General features: G+C 64.0%; 17 protein-coding genes. 8 read left to right on the forward strand and 9 right to left on the reverse strand.

Going from position 1 to position 17,393, the window contains the following annotated elements:
- Nucleotides 1–80: 80 nt before the first annotated feature.
- Nucleotides 81–1,901 carry an aminopeptidase P family protein gene (locus tag J6595_RS04210; protein ID WP_209593193.1) on the reverse strand — a complete coding sequence of 607 codons (1,821 nt, stop codon included), beginning with the start codon at nucleotides 1,899–1,901 and terminating at the stop codon, nucleotides 81–83.
- 316 nt (nucleotides 1,902–2,217) lie between these two features.
- Here J6595_RS04210 and J6595_RS04215 point away from each other — a divergent pair, with 316 nt between their 5' ends.
- Entirely contained in the window at nucleotides 2,218–2,421 is a 204-nt protein-coding gene (locus J6595_RS04215; RefSeq protein WP_209593194.1) for a hypothetical protein, read from the forward strand.
- A gap of 160 nt (nucleotides 2,422–2,581) precedes the next feature.
- Here the strand turns inward: J6595_RS04215 and J6595_RS04220 are convergent, their stop codons facing one another.
- From J6595_RS04220 to J6595_RS04235, 4 genes are all read right to left on the reverse strand, one after another.
- Entirely contained in the window at nucleotides 2,582–3,490 is a 909-nt protein-coding gene (locus J6595_RS04220; protein WP_245197602.1) for a 50S ribosomal protein L11 methyltransferase, read from the reverse strand.
- A complete protein-coding gene (locus tag J6595_RS04225; protein WP_209593195.1) occupies nucleotides 3,487–5,397 on the reverse strand; it encodes a cation:proton antiporter in 1,911 nt (636 codons plus the stop codon). The genes J6595_RS04220 and J6595_RS04225 overlap by 4 nt, the downstream gene beginning before the upstream one ends.
- Before the next feature lie 244 nt (nucleotides 5,398–5,641).
- Nucleotides 5,642–6,229, reverse strand: a complete 588-nt coding sequence (locus J6595_RS04230) for an SCO family protein (protein WP_209593196.1) — start codon at nucleotides 6,227–6,229, stop codon at nucleotides 5,642–5,644.
- Between the two features lie 93 nt (nucleotides 6,230–6,322).
- The gene (locus tag J6595_RS04235; protein ID WP_209593197.1) at nucleotides 6,323–6,499 is read right to left on the reverse strand and encodes a hypothetical protein; all 177 of its coding nucleotides are present in this window, start codon (nucleotides 6,497–6,499) and stop codon (nucleotides 6,323–6,325) included.
- Between the two features lie 163 nt (nucleotides 6,500–6,662).
- Between J6595_RS04235 and J6595_RS04240 the strand changes: the two genes are divergently transcribed.
- Entirely contained in the window at nucleotides 6,663–7,853 is a 1,191-nt protein-coding gene (locus tag J6595_RS04240) for an OpgC family protein (protein WP_209593198.1), read from the forward strand.
- A complete protein-coding gene (locus tag J6595_RS04245; protein ID WP_209593199.1) occupies nucleotides 7,828–8,511 on the forward strand; it encodes a DapH/DapD/GlmU-related protein in 684 nt (227 codons plus the stop codon). Before J6595_RS04240 ends, J6595_RS04245 begins: the two co-directional genes overlap by 26 nt.
- Here J6595_RS04245 and J6595_RS04250 read toward each other — a convergent pair.
- A complete protein-coding gene (locus J6595_RS04250) occupies nucleotides 8,478–9,680 on the reverse strand; it encodes an MFS transporter (protein ID WP_209593200.1) in 1,203 nt (400 codons plus the stop codon). The genes J6595_RS04245 and J6595_RS04250 overlap by 34 nt on opposite strands.
- 287 nt (nucleotides 9,681–9,967) lie before the next feature.
- Here J6595_RS04250 and J6595_RS04255 point away from each other — a divergent pair, with 287 nt between their 5' ends.
- Nucleotides 9,968–10,807, forward strand: coding sequence for an AAA family ATPase (locus tag J6595_RS04255; RefSeq protein WP_209593201.1), 840 nt, complete (start codon nucleotides 9,968–9,970; stop codon nucleotides 10,805–10,807).
- Between the two features lie 76 nt (nucleotides 10,808–10,883).
- Here the strand turns inward: J6595_RS04255 and J6595_RS04260 are convergent, their stop codons facing one another.
- Together J6595_RS04260 and J6595_RS04265 are read right to left on the reverse strand one after the other, a co-directional pair.
- Nucleotides 10,884–11,438 (reverse strand): hypothetical protein, encoded by a 555-nt coding sequence (locus J6595_RS04260; protein ID WP_209593202.1) that lies wholly within the window; start codon nucleotides 11,436–11,438, stop codon nucleotides 10,884–10,886.
- A gap of 141 nt (nucleotides 11,439–11,579) precedes the next feature.
- On the reverse strand, nucleotides 11,580–12,026 hold the full coding sequence (locus J6595_RS04265; RefSeq protein ID WP_209593203.1) for a host attachment family protein: 447 nt from the start codon (nucleotides 12,024–12,026) through the stop codon (nucleotides 11,580–11,582).
- Nucleotides 12,027–12,272: 246 nt separating this feature from the next.
- On the opposite strand from J6595_RS04265, the gene J6595_RS04270 reads away from it, so the two are divergent.
- Entirely contained in the window at nucleotides 12,273–13,061 is a 789-nt protein-coding gene (locus J6595_RS04270) for a cell wall hydrolase (protein ID WP_425342121.1), read from the forward strand.
- Between the two features lie 81 nt (nucleotides 13,062–13,142).
- Here J6595_RS04270 and J6595_RS04275 read toward each other — a convergent pair whose 3' ends face one another.
- A complete protein-coding gene (locus tag J6595_RS04275) occupies nucleotides 13,143–14,045 on the reverse strand; it encodes a LysR substrate-binding domain-containing protein (protein ID WP_209593204.1) in 903 nt (300 codons plus the stop codon).
- A gap of 116 nt (nucleotides 14,046–14,161) precedes the next feature.
- Here J6595_RS04275 and J6595_RS04280 point away from each other — a divergent pair, with 116 nt between their 5' ends.
- From J6595_RS04280 to J6595_RS04290, 3 genes are all read left to right on the forward strand, one after another.
- Nucleotides 14,162–14,461: a hypothetical protein gene (locus tag J6595_RS04280; protein WP_209593205.1), complete on the forward strand. Its 300-nt coding sequence runs from the start codon at nucleotides 14,162–14,164 to the stop codon at nucleotides 14,459–14,461.
- Nucleotides 14,462–15,101: 640 nt separating this feature from the next.
- Nucleotides 15,102–16,835: a methyl-accepting chemotaxis protein gene (locus J6595_RS04285; protein ID WP_245197603.1), complete on the forward strand. Its 1,734-nt coding sequence runs from the start codon at nucleotides 15,102–15,104 to the stop codon at nucleotides 16,833–16,835.
- Nucleotides 16,835–17,323, forward strand: coding sequence for a chemotaxis protein CheW (locus J6595_RS04290; RefSeq protein ID WP_209593207.1), 489 nt, complete (start codon nucleotides 16,835–16,837; stop codon nucleotides 17,321–17,323). Before J6595_RS04285 ends, J6595_RS04290 begins: the two co-directional genes overlap by 1 nt.
- The last annotated feature ends 70 nt before the right edge of the window (nucleotides 17,324–17,393 follow it).

Consider the following 17,393-nt stretch of genomic DNA (forward strand, 5'->3'; position numbering starts at 1 on the left):
CGCGCAATGCAGAATCTACAGCATCGGGCGATGCGAAGTTATCGCCCGATGCTGTAGGCCGCAGAGACAGGCCAGGGCGTTCAGACGGGCCGGGTCGCAGCTTCCAGCCAGGCGGCATCCGGTTCCGACAATTCGCCCATGAGCGCATCGCGCACTCTTGCGTGATAGGCGTTCAACCAGCCCCGCTCCTCTTCGGTCAGAAGGGTGGAATCGATCAACCGACGATCGATCGGTGCGAGCGTCAGGGTCTCGAAGCCGTGCATCGGCGCATCGCCGCCGGAGATCGCCTCGCGCTCGGTGACGACGACGAGATTTTCGATGCGGATGCCGAACGCCCCCTCCTTGTAGTAGCCGGGCTCGTTGGAAACGATCATGCCGGGCTCGAACACCGCCATTCCCCGCCTGGAGATCGACTGCGGCCCCTCGTGAACGGCAAGGAAGGCGCCGACGCCATGGCCGGTGCCATGGGCATAGTCGCAGCCCGCCTTCCAAAGCGCGATCCGCGCAAGAACGTCGATGTCGACGCCTCGCGTTCCCTTCGGAAAGCGCGCGGTCGAGATCGCGATCATTCCCTTCAGCACCTGCGTGAAGCGCGTCCTCATCAGCGCGTCGGGCTCGCCGATGGGCACGGTCCGCGTGATATCCGTCGTGCCGTCGAGATATTGCGCGCCCGAATCGATCAGAAACAGCTCGCCCGGCTGAAGCCGCCGGTTGGTCTGCCGATTGACGCGGTAATGGACGATCGCCCCGTTCGGACCCGCGCCCGAAATCGTATCGAAGGAGATGTCGGCCAGCGCAATGCCGGCTGCGTCTCCGGCTTCGGCCCGGAATGCCTCGAGGGTCTCGGCCGCGGTAATCTCGTCGATCGAGCCGGGCTGCTGGCGGTCGAGCCAGGCGAGAAACCGCGTCACGGCTAAGCCGTCGCGGTGATGGGCCGCACGGCTGCCAGCCAGTTCGCCCTCGTTCTTGATCGCTCGCGGAAGGCGCGCCGGATCGGCGAGCTCGACGACACGCCCGCCTGAAGCATCGACGATTTCGGCAAGGCGTGCGGCGGCAAGATCGCCGTCGAGCCCCGCCGCCCGATCCTTGACGAGCTTTGCCAGATCGCTCTCGAAGGCTTTCGGCTCGCATATCTCCGCAAGCGCGGTCAGATTGCCGGCGACACCGTCGTCGATCTTGTCCTTGTCGACGTAGATCAGCGCCTTGCCCTTGGCCGGAACGATCGCGAAAGCGAGCATCAGGGGCGTGTGCTCGACATCGGCGCCGCGAATGTTGAAGGTCCAGGCAATCGACGACGGGTCGGTAAGAACGGTCAGGTCGGCCTTCGCGTCAACGATCACCCTCTGCAGCCCCGCGAGTTTGTCGGCCGCGTTTTTTCCGGCAAGGTTCTCGCCGTGCAGAAACGCCCTGCCCTTCGGCGGCGCCGGTCGATCCGTCCAGATGCGGTCGATCGGGTTGTCGGCGATGGCGACCAGTTCGCCGCCGGTCTCGGCCATGGCCTGGCTCAGCCTCTCGACCGAAGCGATGGTGTGCAGCCACGGATCATAGGCGATCTTGAGGCCGGCCGCCTCGCTCTTCAGATAGGTCGAAAGCGGCGTCTCGATCGAGGAGAGCGGCGTGATGACCGAAAGATCGACCTGATCGCGCACCTGCAGCGTATAGCGACCGTCGACGAGGATTGCCGCTTTCTCCTTCAGAACGACCGCCACCCCGGCCGAGCCCGAAAAGCCGGTCAGCCATTCCAGCCGCGCGGCGGAGGGGGGGATGTATTCGCCCTGATGCTCGTCGGCACGCGGCACGATGAAGCCATCGACTCCGGCATCGACCAGAACCCGGCGCAGCTCGGCGATCCGGCTGGCGCTTTGCGAAAAATCACTGAGATTGTCGAAACTCTGGAACATGGCGATCCTTCCGCTGCGCTGCCTTTGGCGCTTTGGGGGCGGCACGCCCGGCCGGACGCTCCATGGCCGCTCCCTTGGTCTGAATACTCATCCGTTGTCTCAGGCATTTCGCCCATCGCCGCAAGAGCGCCGCCGCTCACGAGCAATGCACCGGCGACAAAACGGCCGGCACGATGACTGACGGCGCACCCGGCTCATGCTGCATTGCAGCAGACGGGATGCACCCATGCGGCCGGGACGCTACCGCAGTTCGTCGCGATCGATCATATTGCACTGCAACGGGAGGCCGAACACAGCCATCTGAAGGAGATCGCAATTGGCCAGCAATGAGACCACCACCGCACGTCCGCGCCAGCAGTCTGTCGGCATCATGCGCACGATGCTCAACCGGATGATGGAAGCCCGCGAGCGCGAAGCTCGCCGCTACATCGCCAGCCAGTACGGCAAGCGCTTCGCGCCCGAAGTTGCTGCCGCGGAAACCACCTCGAACTTCGAAGGGCGCGCTCCGCACCGCTCTTGAGCCGAGCGCATCCCGTCTGCGGAGAGCTGGGGCTGAGATCAGCACCGCCTTGCAGGATCAGGTGGCCCGAAGTCTCACGTCGCGGCGAGGCGCCGCGACGAGACCCGATCGGATTTCGACAAAGGCCCGGCGCCCCTTGCGGCTGCCGGGCCTTTGTCGTTCAGATCGCCAATCGGCGAAGATGCAGCGCCACCCACTCGCCCATCACCAGTGTCTCGCGATGAGCGAAGCCCTGGGCGCGGAACGCCGCGCGAACGGCCGGGGCCTGCTCGACCAGAATTCCGGACAGGACGACATCCGCGTTTCTGGCAGCGTGGCGTCTGAAATCCGGCGCCAGACGAATGAGCGGGCCGGCGAGGATATTCGCGACGATGAGATCGAAAGGCGCCCGGCGCCGGACGGCCGGAACGGCAAAGCCGTCGGCGCGCACCGTCTCGACGAGCCCGGCCACCTCGTTCGCCCGCACGTTCTGCGCAGCGACAGAGACAGCCACGGGATCGATGTCGGTGGCGATGACGGCAAGGCGGGCAAGCTTGGCGAGCGCGATCGCCAGCACCGCGCTGCCGGTGCCGAGATCGAGGACGGCGCGGGGCCTGCGCTTGCGAACCACCCGGTCGATCAGCGTCAGACAGCCCGCCGTCGTGCCGTGATGGCCGGTGCCGAAAGCCATCCCCGCCTCGATCTCGATCGAAAGTTCATGCGCGCCGATCTTGTCGCGATCATGGGCGCCGTGAACGACGAACCGCCCCGCCCGCACGGGCTTGAGCTCGGCCAGAACGTCGGCCATCCAGTCCTTGTCCGGCAGCACCTCGCAGCCGATCTCGACGTCGGCGCCAAGCCCGGCGGCGGCCCGGAACTCCTCGGCCCGTTCGTCGCCCGAAACGGCCTCGCCGTCATCGCCGACCGCAACCTCGAGATAAGCCGCCACCTCCCACAGCCCCGCCGCCTCGTCGATCTCGGTGATGGCGAGCGGTGCGCCCTCGTCCTCGAATGCCGGTTCGAGGCGGGCATAGGCGCTCTCTGCCACGGCTCGCGTCGACCTGAAAAAATACCGGATCTGCACCGTCAATTCGTTCCTTCGGCCTGTTTCGAGACCTCTTCGGAGGTCTTGCGGGCCTTTTCCCTTCGCGCATCGCGCTCGGTCAAGGTGCCGCGCACGATCTTTTCCTGATCGCGATCGGCCCGGGCCGGGCCGAAGGAGATGATCGTGTCGCCCGGCACCGGCTCGCCCGCCCCCTCGCTCGCGGCAAAGACGATCTCGTGCGACGGGCGGATCCACAGGACCGGCAGAGTCCCCTCCGGCCGGGAGCCCTGAAACTGCTCGAGGCCGAATTCCGGCGTCAGGCGCGTTGCCTGGAAGGTCCAGCCGTCGATGATGTCGTCGCGCAATTTGTTATAGGTGCGCGGCGGCTTGAAGAGCGGCATCCCGCCGAGGGTGAAGTGCATGACATGGCGCGCGCCGCCGCTCTGTTGACCGCCGGCCGTCGCTCCGATCTGAAACACTTCCGACCGGCCGATTTCGGCGCCGAAATCGGTACAGACGAGAGCGTTGTAGGCGTCGTTGTCGGTCGCCGCGATCATGTGATCGAAGCGCGAGAGATCGAGCGAGTGATGGGCTTCTTCGGAGAGGATCTCGCCGAACCAGACCTCGACCTCGGCAAGCCGCGCCTCCGAAACGTGCGACCAGTTGGAATCGGCGATCAGCACCGGCACCTCCTGGGCCTTGAGGCGCTGCGCCAGGGCGATGGAAAAGCGCGAGGCCCCGACGATGAGGATGCCCGGCCGGTTGGTGACGCGCAGATCGAGGAGCTTTGCCAGAGGCTTCAGGGTGAAGCCGTGCAGGAGAATGGTCGCGGCGACGACGGCGAAGGTGTAGGCGACCATGCGGTCGGCATCCTCCATGCCGATCCGCGCCAGCGACGCGCCGAACAGACCTGCGACCGCGACCGCGACGATGCCTCGCGGCGCGATCCAGCTGACCAGCAGCCTTTCGCGAAATCCCAGCCCCGCTCCGATCGTCGATGCGAAGATCGCGGCCGGCCGGATGACGAGAAGAACCAGCGCCAGAAAGGCGACGACCCGCCATTCGAGGCTGAGAATCACCGAGCGCTGCAGCGAAGCCGTCAGGATGATGAACAGGCCGGAGACGAGGAGGACGGTGATCGTCTCCTTGAACTTCTGCAATTCGGCGAGGCTTGCCAATCGGGTATTCGCCATGGTGATGCCCATCACCGTGACGGTCAGAAGCCCGGCTTCCTCGAGAAGCATGTTGGTCAGCGCGTTCATGCCGACGACGGCTGCAAGGAGGATCGGCGCTTTCAGATATTCCGGCGCATAGCCCCTGGCGAAGAAGGTCGTCAGCGCCCGTCCGACCAGAATTCCGCCGGCCACCGCCACGACGAGAGCCGCGACGGTCATCAGGACCAGGTGCTCGGCATTGTCGTCGCCGCGTAGGACGAGATAGGCCTCGAAGGAGACGACCGCAAAAAGCGCTCCCACAGGGTCGTTCAGGATCGCTTCCCACCGCAGGAGCGAGGCGGGCCGGGCCCGCAGCCGAGCGTGGCGCAAGAGCGGCATGATCACCGTCGGGCCGGTGACGACGAGGAGCGCGCCGAGGATGATGGCGATCGGCCACGCCATGCCGCCGACATAATGAGCCGCCAGCGCCGTCATTCCCCATACGAGCGGCCCCGAAACAAGAACCACGCGGCGCACCGCCGTCGACGTCTCGCGAATTTCCCGGAAGTTCAGCGTCAGGCCGCCCTCGAACAGGATGATGGCAACTGCCGTCGAGACCAGCGGCGTGTAGAGTTCGCCGAAGTCCTCGCGCGGATTCATCATCCCGGTCAGCGGGCCGAAGACGAGCCCGACGCCCAAAAGCATCACGATGGCGGGAATCTGCAGGCGCCAGGCGACCCATTGCGAGGCGATGCCGGCGCCTCCGATCACGGCGAGCTGCATGGCGAGATCGTGCATCGGCGAAATGTCCTGTCGGTTCGGTGCGGTGTAGGCTCTCGCCCGGCAGCGTCGATTGATCGGCGTTAGATATGGCGCGCGCCCGATCGGCCCAGTGCACCCGACAAGCGCCGCGGATCGGATGAGTGCACCGCGCCGTCGAACGGCGCGCTGCAATGCGGCAGAGGCTCAAGCGCTACGCCTCGTGTGACTGGCGGGAACGCGCAAAAGGCCGTGGATCGCGGCCTCTGCCCGCGACCGATTTTCACACCCCGGCGAGCCGGTCGAGCTTTGCCGTCACGGTTTTCGGCGCCTCGCCATAGGCGATCGTTCCGGCGAGACGGCCATCTTCGTCGATCAGAAACGTCGTCGCGGTGTGGTCCATGAGATAGTCTTCGCCGTCGCCCTGCCTGGCGAAATAGGCTCCCCAGCCCTTTGCGGTCTCGGCAATCTTGCCCGCATCGCCGGTCAGGGCGACGATGCCCGGCGAGACGGCATCGACATAGTCCTTGAGGACGCCCGGCGTATCGCGGGCCGGATCGACGGTGACGAAGACGATATTGAAGTCGCCGCCCTGCTTTTCGATCTCCTGGCGTTGGGAGGCCAATTCGTAGAGCGTCGTCGGGCAGACGTCGGGACAGTGGGTGTAGCCGAAAAACAAGGCGTAGGGTTTGCCTGCGAGGCGCTTCGAGCTGAATGGCTCGCCGTTCTGATCGACCAGGGTGAAGGGCGTTCCGTAAGGCTTGTCAGCGACGCCCCCCCCGGACAGGTTCAGATAGGTGATGGCAAGCGCTCCGGCGACGAGGGCCACGACGGCCCAAAGCCCGGTCTGGATGATCGTGCGCGTGTTCATTGATCCAACTCCGGAATTGACCGTCACCGGGACCCTGCGGCCGGCTCGCCAGCCCGCAGCCCCGCTCCTCCCTTTGGCCGTGAACTGTCGCCGTCAGAAACAGCTCGCCCAGGCACTTGCGGCCAGCTTTACGAGAAGCGCTTCGCCCTGATCAAGCCAGAGCACGAAACCGAGCGCCGCAATCGCGACGATCGCGGCGACGCCGGCAAGCGCCAGCGGAAAGTCCGGTCGTTTCGAAGGGGGCGCAAGGGGCGCGTTCTGATCTGTCATCACCTGTCACCGATATCCGATTGCGTGAAAGTGAGCGATAGGATTTGAGATTGCGGGTTGGCTGCTTCCGTCTGCGATCAAGATAATTCGACAAACTTCCGCTACGATTCTTAAGACACATCTGCCGCAGGGATAAGATACGCCCTGCCTGGATCCGAAGCCGATGTCGCTCGCCCGCGAAAACCGCATCGATCTCGTTCGCGGCCTTTCGCTGCTCGTGATCTTCGTCGACCATTCCAATCTGTCTTTTTCGGGAGCGCTGCAGCACAGCCGTGGCTTTTGCGACGCCGCGGAACTCTTCGTCATGATGGCCGGCATGTCGGCCGCGCTGGCTTATCACCCGGCGAGCGGCGCCGCCGGTTTCAGGGCCACCGCGTCGCGGACGTTGCGCCGAAGCTTCAAGCTCTACTGGATCCATCTCCTGATGCTCGCCGCCGTGGTGGCGGCCGTCTTCCTGCTCCCGTTCATCCGCGACCCGGCTCTCGTGAGGGAGTGGTCGCTCGACAAGCTTGCCGCGCAACCGGTCAGATATGCGGTGGAGGCGATCTTTCTGCGCTATCTGCCGGCCGAGCTCGACATCCTGCCGCTCTACATGCTGCTCATTGCCGCAGTGCCGCTGTTCTTCGCCGCGATCGACGTCGCGCCGCGCCTTGCTCTGGCGGCCTCCGTTGCGCTCTGGCTGCTGGCCGGGATCTTTCACCTCAACCTCGTCGACTTCTCCCAGCCGAAGGGCCTCTGGTACTTCAATCCCTTTTCCTGGCAGCTGGTGTTCGTCTGCGGCCTGCTGGCCGGTCTGAGGGTTCGGCAGGGCCAGGCGCCGTTTGCGTTCTCAAAGCCGCTCTTCATCCTTGCTTTCGTCTTCTGCCTCGTCGCGATACCGGCCGATCTCGTCATCCATCTCGGCGAATACGGGGAGACGACACCGCTGCGCTTCCTGATCTCGAAGACCAGCGAGGGGCCCCTCCGGCTGATCAATGCCCTTGCGATCGTCTATGTCGTCTTCAATCTCGACGCGTTGCAGCGTCTTTCGCCGACGGGTTGGCTGAGGCCCGTCTTCGCCGCCGGGCGCAACAGCCTGCCGATCTTCGTCCTCGGCGAGATCCTTTCGGACATCGTCACGGTGTCCGTCTTCGGCCGCGAGGGGATACCGCTGGCGCTCGAACTTCTCGCCGTTTTCGTCGGCGTTGCCATCCTGCTCGGTTTCGCCCTTCATCGCGATCGCGCAAAACGCAGGCGATCGGGCAAGCCCGCGTCGTCGCTCCTGGTGGCATCGCAGCCGGAACCGGACTACGGTCCCGAAACGACGACGGAACCACCATCCATCCCCGATGCCAGACCCAACACCGCGACCTGAAAATTTCGAGGAACTGCGCTTCCGGCCGAGCGAGCCGAAGATCGCCACGACCGCCGAACTGAAGCGCACGAGGCTCGGCCGCTACGCCGAGATCGGGGCGCGCGTCATTCTGCGGGAGGTCGAGGTCGGTGATTTTTCCTATTTCGAACGCGGCGGCGAGGCGACCTACACGGTGATCGGCAAGTTCTGTTCGATCGCCGCCAATGTGCGGATCAATGCGCTCGCGCACCCGACAGATCGCCTCACCACCCACAAGATCAGCTATCGACCCAACGAATATTTCCGCTGGCTGAGCGTCGATCAGAGCGTCGGCGAAAAACGCAGGGCCCAGAGCGTGCGGATCGGAAACGACGTGTGGATCGGCCACGGCGCGGTCGTCATGCCCGGCGTCTCTGTCGGCGACGGCGCGGTGATCGGGGGTGGAGCCGTCGTGACCCGCGACGTGCCCCCTTTCACCATCGTCGCCGGCGTGCCGGCCAAGCCGATCCGCGCGCGCTTTTCCTCGCCGATCGCAGACCGGATCGCCGCGCTATGCTGGTGGGACTGGCCGCTGGAAACGCTGTTCGACGCCGTTCCGGACATGCAGGCCCTGCCGATCGAAGCCTTTCTCGACAAGTGGGACGCTCAGTCTCCCTTCCCCTCGGCGAGCGCGAAATAGACGAGCGCCGCGCCCGGCATGGCCATGCCGAGAATGCAGACGCCGAACCAGCCGAAGGCCTCGAGGACCGGGCTTGCAAGGGCCGAGCCGATCGCCCCGCCGATGAAGAAGGTGGTCATGTAGACGGCGTTGAGGCGGTTGCGGATGTTCGGCGCCAGGCGATAGATCTCGCGCTGGCCGAAGACGAGGTTGGCCTGGACGCCGAGATCGACGACCACCGCGGCGACCACCAGCGCGGTGAGCGACGTCGCGCCGAAGATCGCGACGAAGAAGGCGGCGATTACCATCGACAGAGCGGAGATCGTGCCGATGCGCGCATAGCCGCGATCGGCGAGCCGGCCCGACACGGGAGCGGCGAAGACGCCGAGGACGCCGGCCAGCGCGAACAGCGCGACGCCGCTCGGCGAAAAGTCGAACGGTTCGCGCAAAAGAATGATCGGCGCGGCCGTCCAGAATAGCGAGAAGGCGGCGAACATCGCGGCGTGATAGAGGCCGCGACGCCGCAGCACCGGCTCGGTGACGAAGAGACGGCCGAGCGAGCGGATCAGACTCCAATAGCCGCGCTCGCCGGCAGGTTCGCGCTGCGGCAACATGAACAGGGAGACCAGGGCCAAGACGGCGATCAGGGCGGCCGAGAGCCCGAAGACGCCCCGCCAGCCGAGATAGTCGGCAAGAAAACTCGAGACCGGCCGGGCGAGCAGGATGCCCCCCAAAAGGCCGCTCATGACATTGCCGACGACAGCGCCTCGCTCCTCTTCCGGCGCCAGATTGGCCGCGAGCGGCACCAGCATCTGGGCGGCGCAGGAGGTCGCGCCGACGAAGAGCATGCCGGCGAACAGCGAAGTCAGCCCCGGCGCCAGCGCCAGCCCGGCAAGGCCGACGACATTCGTCGCCATGGTGACGAGGATCAGCGCCCGGTTCTCCAGAAGATCGCCGAGCGGGACCAGAAAGACGAGGCCGATGGCGTAACCGATCTGGGCCACCGTCACGATCGCGCTCTCGGCGGCGATCGGCAGGCCGAGATCGGCGCCCATCAGCGAGACCAGCGGCTGGGCGTAATAAAGATTGGCCGCGAGCGCCCCGCAGGACAGGGCGAAAAGGAAGGTCAGCGCCCCGCCAAGGCCGGCGCTGTCGCCCGCCGAGGCAGCTTTTGTCGCGCTCTGGCTCATGGATGGACTTTCCGGTTCAAAGGATGCAGGCCGAGGCCGCCGATCGCGCGGCGAAGCCGGGCTCGAGAGGAAGGAGGGCAGATCGACGCTGCCGATCAAGGCGAAATCTATTCGCAGCTGCGAAAGATTAAAGAGGGTGCTTTGCCGCTCCCCTTTGAACGGACAGTCTTCTTTCGCCGACCCCAGCGGCTTGCAACGCCGGGGGCTGCCCCTATGGTTGCGGCGGGCAAAGGGTCGGCATGGATGCGCGTTGACGCATAAGCCGGCGAGACGGAACGGGACGGAACATGCGCTTCACCGGAACCAAGACATATGTCGCCGGCAAGGATCTGATGGTCGCGGTCAATGCCGCAATCACGCTCGAGAGACCGTTGCTGGTGAAGGGCGAGCCGGGCACCGGCAAGACCGAACTCGCCTTTCAGATCGCCGAAGCGCTCGGCCTCAGGCTGATCCAGTGGACGGTGAAGTCGACGACGCGCGCACAGCAGGGCCTTTACGAATATGACGCCGTCTCGCGGCTGCGCGACAGCCAGCTCGGCGACGAACGGGTCTACGACATCAAAAACTACATCAAGCCCGGCAAGCTCTGGGACGCCTTCGCCTCCGACGAACGCGTCGTCCTTCTGATCGACGAGATCGACAAGGCCGATATCGAGTTTCCCAATGACCTCCTGCAGGAGCTCGACAAGATGAGCTTCGACGTCACCGAGACCGGCGAGACGATCGCGGCAAGGCACCGGCCGATCGTCATCATCACCTCCAACAACGAGAAGGAGCTGCCGGACGCCTTCCTGCGCCGCTGCTTCTTCCATTACATCCAGTTTCCCGACCCCGAGACGCTGCAACGGATCGTCGATGTCCACTATCCGGGCATCAAGCAGGATCTCGTGCGCGCCGCCCTCACCCAGTTCTACGAGATCCGCGAGCAGCCCGGCATCAAGAAGAAGCCTTCGACCTCCGAGGCGCTTGACTGGATCCGCCTCCTCGTCGCCGAGGACGTCGAGGCCAAGGATTTGCGCGAGAGCCCGACCAAGATGCTGCCGAAGCTGCATGGCGCGCTTCTGAAGAACGAGCAGGACGTGCATCTGTTCGAGCGGCTGGCGTTTCTGGCGCGGCGACAGGGCTGATCGTCCCGTCGCTCCCGCCTTTGCCGCCGTTTTGCATCGCTCGCGCGACTACGACCGACCACCCGGCTCACACACCTCATGTTGCGGGAAGGTGGTCTTCCTTTTCGAGTGTCGGTCGTTCGACACCCTCTATCACCTTCATGTTCATGCGCTTCAGCGAAGCGCCGATACCCCTGATGTAGAGATAATTCGCCCCGCCCCCGACCACGCCGCCGAGAACCGGGACCGCCATGGCGAACCCGCCGGTCGCCACACGCGCGCCGATCTGCCCGGCGATGTTCAAAAGGAGGCTGCGCGTCATCGTGGCGCCGATCTGCACGCCGAGCAACAGGCCGACAATCTTCATGAAGTCCTCGAAGGACGGAACGACGCTCTGGCGCTTGTGGTGGATCACCGCCATGGTGACGCGAAACTGCTGGACGAGCGTATTGATCACGCTGACGGGAAGCCCGAACACCATGGTGACGGCACCGCCCGTGCCGGCGACGGCGCCGGTAGCGCCGGCCCACAGCGCCGCCTGATTGATGACGGCATCGATGCCCTTCTCGTCGACGTCCTTCTTGATGCTCTCGACGTTGAGCTGCTCGTAGACGTTCTTCATCTGCTCGAGAATCAGCTGTTCGATGGCCATCCCGTGTCCTTTGCTTCGCAAGATCGGCGGCAACCCGGGCCAACGATCATTCCTGACGGGCCGAAAACGGACGGCCTGACACCGGTAATGCACGACGGGGAGCGGCGCGCACCGCTCCCCCAGTGGTCCTGCGCGACACCGTCAGGCCGCGACCAGCTTCTCGATCTCGCCGAGGGGGTGGTTGGTCAGATCCTTGGCGATCTCGCCGACGATCTTCGCTTCGACCTCCTTGTGGAACTGTTGGCGCATCTCGCCGAGGATCTTCGGCGGCGCGACGATGACGATCTTCTCGAAGCGGCCGCGATGGGCCATCTTGTAGAGCATCTCGGCGATGTCGGCGGCAAAGCGCTCCTTGCCGAGTTCGTGCCAGTCGGTGTCCTCCACCGCCGAACGGTGGGCGGTGCCGCCATCGCTCATCCGCCCCGGCATGTTGGCGCCCTGCTCGCGGCTCGGCGGGTTGTCCTGTTCCTCGACTCGGCGAATCTCGAAATTCGGCAATTCGCCGTCGCCGATATTCTCCATGAACAGCGCCTTCTCGCCGTCCGCGACGAGGATCCAGGTTTTGTAGTCGATCGGCTTGTCCAACATGGCTTTGCCCTTTCGTTGCTGTGCGGCCGGTCTGTCGCCGGTCTCACAGCCTCAACGATCGAGCGGCGGCACTGTTTCCAACGGCTTGTCCCGCGGCCGAGGAATTGCCTCGAATTTTCGTCAACTATTAACCAACTCCCGCAATTCTGCGGGGCTGATGGCAATTCGGCACCACCCGTTAAGCCCTCACGGACAATATCGTGAATTCGAACCGCCCGAATCGATGTCGGCCATCCGAGTTTGCCAATGTCATTTCCGAAATCGGCCAAAGCCATCCGCGCAGCCGCGCTGCTTCTCGTCGCCATCAGCCTGTCGGGCTGCGCCTCGTCGCTGTTCGGACGGCGGGTGATGACCGCGCATGAATGCATGACGCGCGTGATGTATTTCGAATCCAACCGCTCGAGCCCGGAGGGAATGCTTGCCGTCGGCACGGTGGTGATGAACCGCGTGAAAAGCGACAAATATCCCAACAGCGTCTGCGCCGTCGTCGGCCAGAAGAACCAGTTCGCCCCCGGCGTCCTGTCGCGCGAGATGGGCAAGGGCAGCCGGCTTGCGGCCTCGATGGCGACCAAGGTGCTGAATGGCGGCCGGCACCGCTATGTCGGCAATGCCAAATTCTTCCACACCGCCGGCATGACCTTCCCCTACACCAACATGCATTATCTGGTGGAGGCGGGAGGCAACGTCTTTTACGAAAAGCGCAAGGACGCCCGCCGCAAGAGCGACCCGGCCTTCGTCAACCCGCCAGGGCTCGAAGCGGCCAATCGGGCGGCTCGTGTCATGCTCTTGGCCTACAAGACCGCGCCGACGCAAAACATCGACAGCTCGGCGCCAGCGCAGGCGATCCACGCCCAGGTACCGAGCCTCAAAGCGCCGAGATCACAGCCAGACCCGCGTGCATTACCGGTTCCCACGGAGCCGCCCTATGCGGAGGCCGCGAGCACGGTGAGCGCCGAACGGCCAAAAAGCGCCGGCCATGCCATGCTGCAGCCGATCAGCATCGACGACGTCATCGCGGCCAATGGCGGGTTCTGACGACGGCTGAATACCCGGCGCATGCCGGCCGATCCATGATAAGTCGAGCCGGAGCCTGCGGGCTCCGGCAGAAGCCGTGCCTCAGGCAAACAGCCGCGCGCCGTGGCTGGCACATTCGCGGAAATTCTCCGCGACATGCTCGGCCAGCGCTTCGGCCACCGGCCCCGATCCCTCGCGCGTCATCAGGTCGACCCGGTACGTACCGATCGCCGGCAGACGGCCCGGCCCGTCGAGCCGCACGAGACGGGGTGACAAAACACTCGCCGGCAGCGCGGCGATGGCAAGATCGGCCTCCACAGCGGCGATCTGCGCCTGGCACTGCTCGCTGGAATAGGCGACGCGATATTCGAGGCCCGCACGATCCAGCGAATCCAGCGCCAGCGACCGCCAGGAGCAGCCATGCCCGGCCAATGCCAGCGGCAGTGGATCGCGCGTCGCCGCACAGCCGTTCTTCAGCCCGACCCAGACGAGCATTTCCGTATGCACCTCGCGCACGGGAAGGCCAAATCCTTCCTCGCAGGTGAACAGCGCGACATCGAGTTCCCCCGCGACACAGCGCCGTCTCAGCTCCGAGCTCGTATCCAGTCGCACTTCCACCTCGACATGGGGATGCGTCGAAGCGAACCGCTTCAGGATTTCAGGCACGGCAAAGACGCCCGAATCGTTCGGCGCTCCGAAGCGGACCCGCCCCTCGATGACCGGCCGCCGGAAATACGACATGGCATCGTCGTTGAGTTTCAGCATCTTGCGGGCGAAGCCGAGAAGGTGCTCGCCATCCACCGTCAGGTCGACGGCACGCGTCTCACGGCGAAACAGCGGCCGGCCGACGATCTCTTCCAGCCTCTTGACCTGCAGACTGACCGCCGAGGGCGAACGGAACACCCGCTCCGCCGCCCGCGTGAAATTTCCGGTCTCGCAGATCGCCACGAACGTACGGGCGAGATCGATGTCGAGATTGCTGATGACGGGAGCCATCTGGTTCATGGCGCTGACTTTCTCTGAATCTATGAGATAGGCTCATCGTAGATGTTAAACCTATTCGTTGGACTCATCAATCCCCGCAGACCACTCTCCCCTCAGTCCCAAGCAAGGAGAGTGTCATGCTTCAGTCGGTCTATTCACCGCGCATCGAGGAAACCGCCGCCGCAAACGTTCGCGCCGGATCGGGCGGCTGGCTCCGGTCGTGGAGCCGCGAACGGCGTCTTCAGAAATTGCGGCGCGATGCGCTTGCGACACTTCTCAGGGTCGACAGCGACATCCTGAGAGACATCACCGGGCTCGAACGGCACCAGGTCGTCGCGGCGGCCAAGCTGCCGCTTGAGGTCGATGCGCTGGATCGCCTGCGCCGCATGCGCGATATCGAAATGGCCGATGCGGTCACGTCGCCCCATTCCGACTAGCCAGGGGCCGAAAACCGTTTCCCGCAAGAAATGCGAATGCCCATCCGGCATGAGACAAGGAGCGCGGTGCCGACGTCATGTCGGCGCCGCGCAGCGGTTTGTCACGAACTGGCCGAGGCTGCAGCCTGACAACTCCCGCCCTTATCGACGGCCTTGGCCGTAACAGCGCAATGCCGCCTGCGGCGCAACGTGGGTACGCCTGATCATTGCGCACCCCAAAGATCCCGCAGTAGTAGAAATCAAGTTTTTACGTGCGCCGCAAAATTCATGATCCACTCAGTGCTTTGTCATGCGCCCAAATCGCGTTCTGAAATTACAACTTGTGCCGAGATAAAATCACCGGCCAATGATTAAAATTCACGATGACCCGTCAAAAAATCAATAACTTGATATTCTTGCCAGATTTCGGATTGGGAAATTTTTAATACCTGGCGCCTAAATAACCGAAATAATATCTCAGCTGAGATGAGTAATGGATAATTACATGATTCATATCCATGATACCATTGTAAAATTCCAGTGAAACACAGTTCCGATTGGCCGTTCGGACTCGGATGACAGATCCCCGGGTCCAGCTTCAAAGGTGGAGGAAAGCATGTTCGGTTCAAAAGGAAGATCAGGTTCAGATTGCACAGCGATCATGGACGCGCTCGACAAGGCGCTGGCCTTCATCGAGTTCAAGCCTGACGGGACCATCATCACCGCCAACAAGAATTTCTGCGCGGTGCTGGGCTACGATCTCCACGAAATTACAGGCAAGCACCATTCGATCTTCCTTGATCCGTCCGAGGCCCAGGCGCCCGCCTATCGCGAATTCTGGGATAAGCTCGCACGCGGCCAGTTCGATGCAAAACAGTACAAGCGCCGCCACAAGAGCGGCCGGGATGTGTGGATCGAGGCGTCCTACAATCCGGTCTTCGCCGGCAAAAAGGTCGTCAAGATCGTCAAGGTCGCGACCGACATAACCGCGAGCAAGCTGCAGAGCGCCGAAAACACCGGCAAGCTGGCAGCACTTTCCAAGGCACAGGCGGTCATCGAGTTCGAGACCGACGGCACGATCATTACGGCCAACGAGAACTTCTGCAGCGCTCTCGGCTACGCGCTCGCTGAGATCAAGGGACGTCATCACTCGATGTTCGTCGAGCCTGCCGTGGTCGCCACTACCGAGTACCGGGAGATGTGGGCGAAGCTCGGCCGCGGCGAATTTATCTCCAGCGAATTCAGACGGATCGGCAAAGGCGGCAAGGAGGTCTTTATCCAGGCGACCTACAATCCGATCCTCGACATGAACGGCAAGGTTATCAAGGTGGTGAAATTCGCCACCGACGTCACCGGCCGTGTCAATGCCGTGAACGCCATCGCGAGCGGCCTCGACAAGCTTGCGAAGGGCGATGTCTCCCAGGAGCTGGCGGAACCCTTCATCCCCTCCCTCGACAAGCTGCGACTGGATTTCAACGCGTCGATCGCCACGCTCCGCGAGACACTGACGGCGGTCGGCGAGACGGCCTCGCAGATCAGTTGCGCGACCGAGGAGATCCGTGTCGCCTCGGACGATCTCGCCCGCCGCACGGAGCAGCAGGCCGCCTCCGTCGAACAGACATCGGCAGCCCTTGGCGAACTCACCGATACCGTCCGTGCCTCCACGAGCCGCGCCGAGGAGGCCGGATCGCTCGTCGCCCGGACCAAGGCCGGCGCCGAAAGCTCCGGCGAAGTCGTGGCCCGGGCCGTCCATGCCATGGGCGAGATCGAGAATTCCTCGAGCCAGATTTCCCAGATCATCGGCGTCATCGACGAGATCGCCTTCCAGACCAACCTTCTCGCGCTCAACGCCGGCGTCGAGGCGGCACGTGCCGGCGAAGCCGGCAAGGGCTTTGCCGTCGTCGCCCAGGAAGTGCGGGCGCTGGCCCAGCGCTCGGCGGAAGCGGCCAAGGAGATCAAGGGTCTGATCCAGAAATCGACCAGCCAGGTCAATGAAGGCGTGTCGCTCGTCGGTGAAACCGGCAAGGCTCTGCAGACGATCGTCGCGGAAGTCCAGACGATCGACCAGAATGTTCGCGCCATCGTCGAGGCTGCCCGCAACCAGTCGATCGGTCTCGCCGAGATCAACAAGGCGGTCGCCTCGATCGACGATGGCACCCAGCAGAACGCCACCATGGTCGAGGAATCGACGGCGGCCTGCCACAACCTCGCTTCCCAGACCCGTGATCTGGACGAGCTTCTGTCGAAATTCTCCACGGCAGCCGCAAGGGACCCGCAGGCGCGGCGCTCGCAAGCGGCAGTTTCGGCTGCTCGTAAACTTCAGAGCAACTTGCGACAGGCATACTCCACCAACGGCAACGCTGCCCTCAAGCAGGACAACTGGGAAAATTTCTGATGCTGGATCAACCGCTCGACACCCTCAGCTCGGATCTCGGAGACAACGTCATCGAGATCATCGCCTTCGAAATCGGTGGCCAGCAGTTCTGCGTGCGCACCACAGCGGTTCGTGAGATCCGGGGCTGGACGAAGTCCACCCCCCTGCCGGGCTCGCCCCACGAAGTCATGGGCATGATGAACCTTCGCGGTTCGATCATTCCCATCGTCAACATGGCCTCGAAGCTCGGTATGGCGCCCTCCGAGCCTGATGCCCGCAGCGCGGTCATCGTCGCCGAGGTCCAGTCCGCCGTCATCGGCCTTCTGGTCGATCGGGTCGCGGACATCCTCACCGTCGAGAACAACGCGGTCCAGCCGACCCCGGAAATGCGCGGCAGCTTCACCGGTGGCTACGTCACCGGGGTTCTGGCGACGGGCCACGGCATGATCTGCTTCCTTGATCTCGACAAAATGTTCGCCGGCTTCACGCTGGACGAAGAAGCCGCCTGACGGCGGCAATATCCCAAGACCCCTCCTGTCAGCTCGACGGCGCCGCACGGATCTCGTGTCGCGCCGTTTT

The organism is Jiella mangrovi (genome assembly GCF_017815135.1).
GTDB classification, from domain to species: domain Bacteria; phylum Pseudomonadota; class Alphaproteobacteria; order Rhizobiales; family Rhizobiaceae; genus Jiella; species Jiella mangrovi.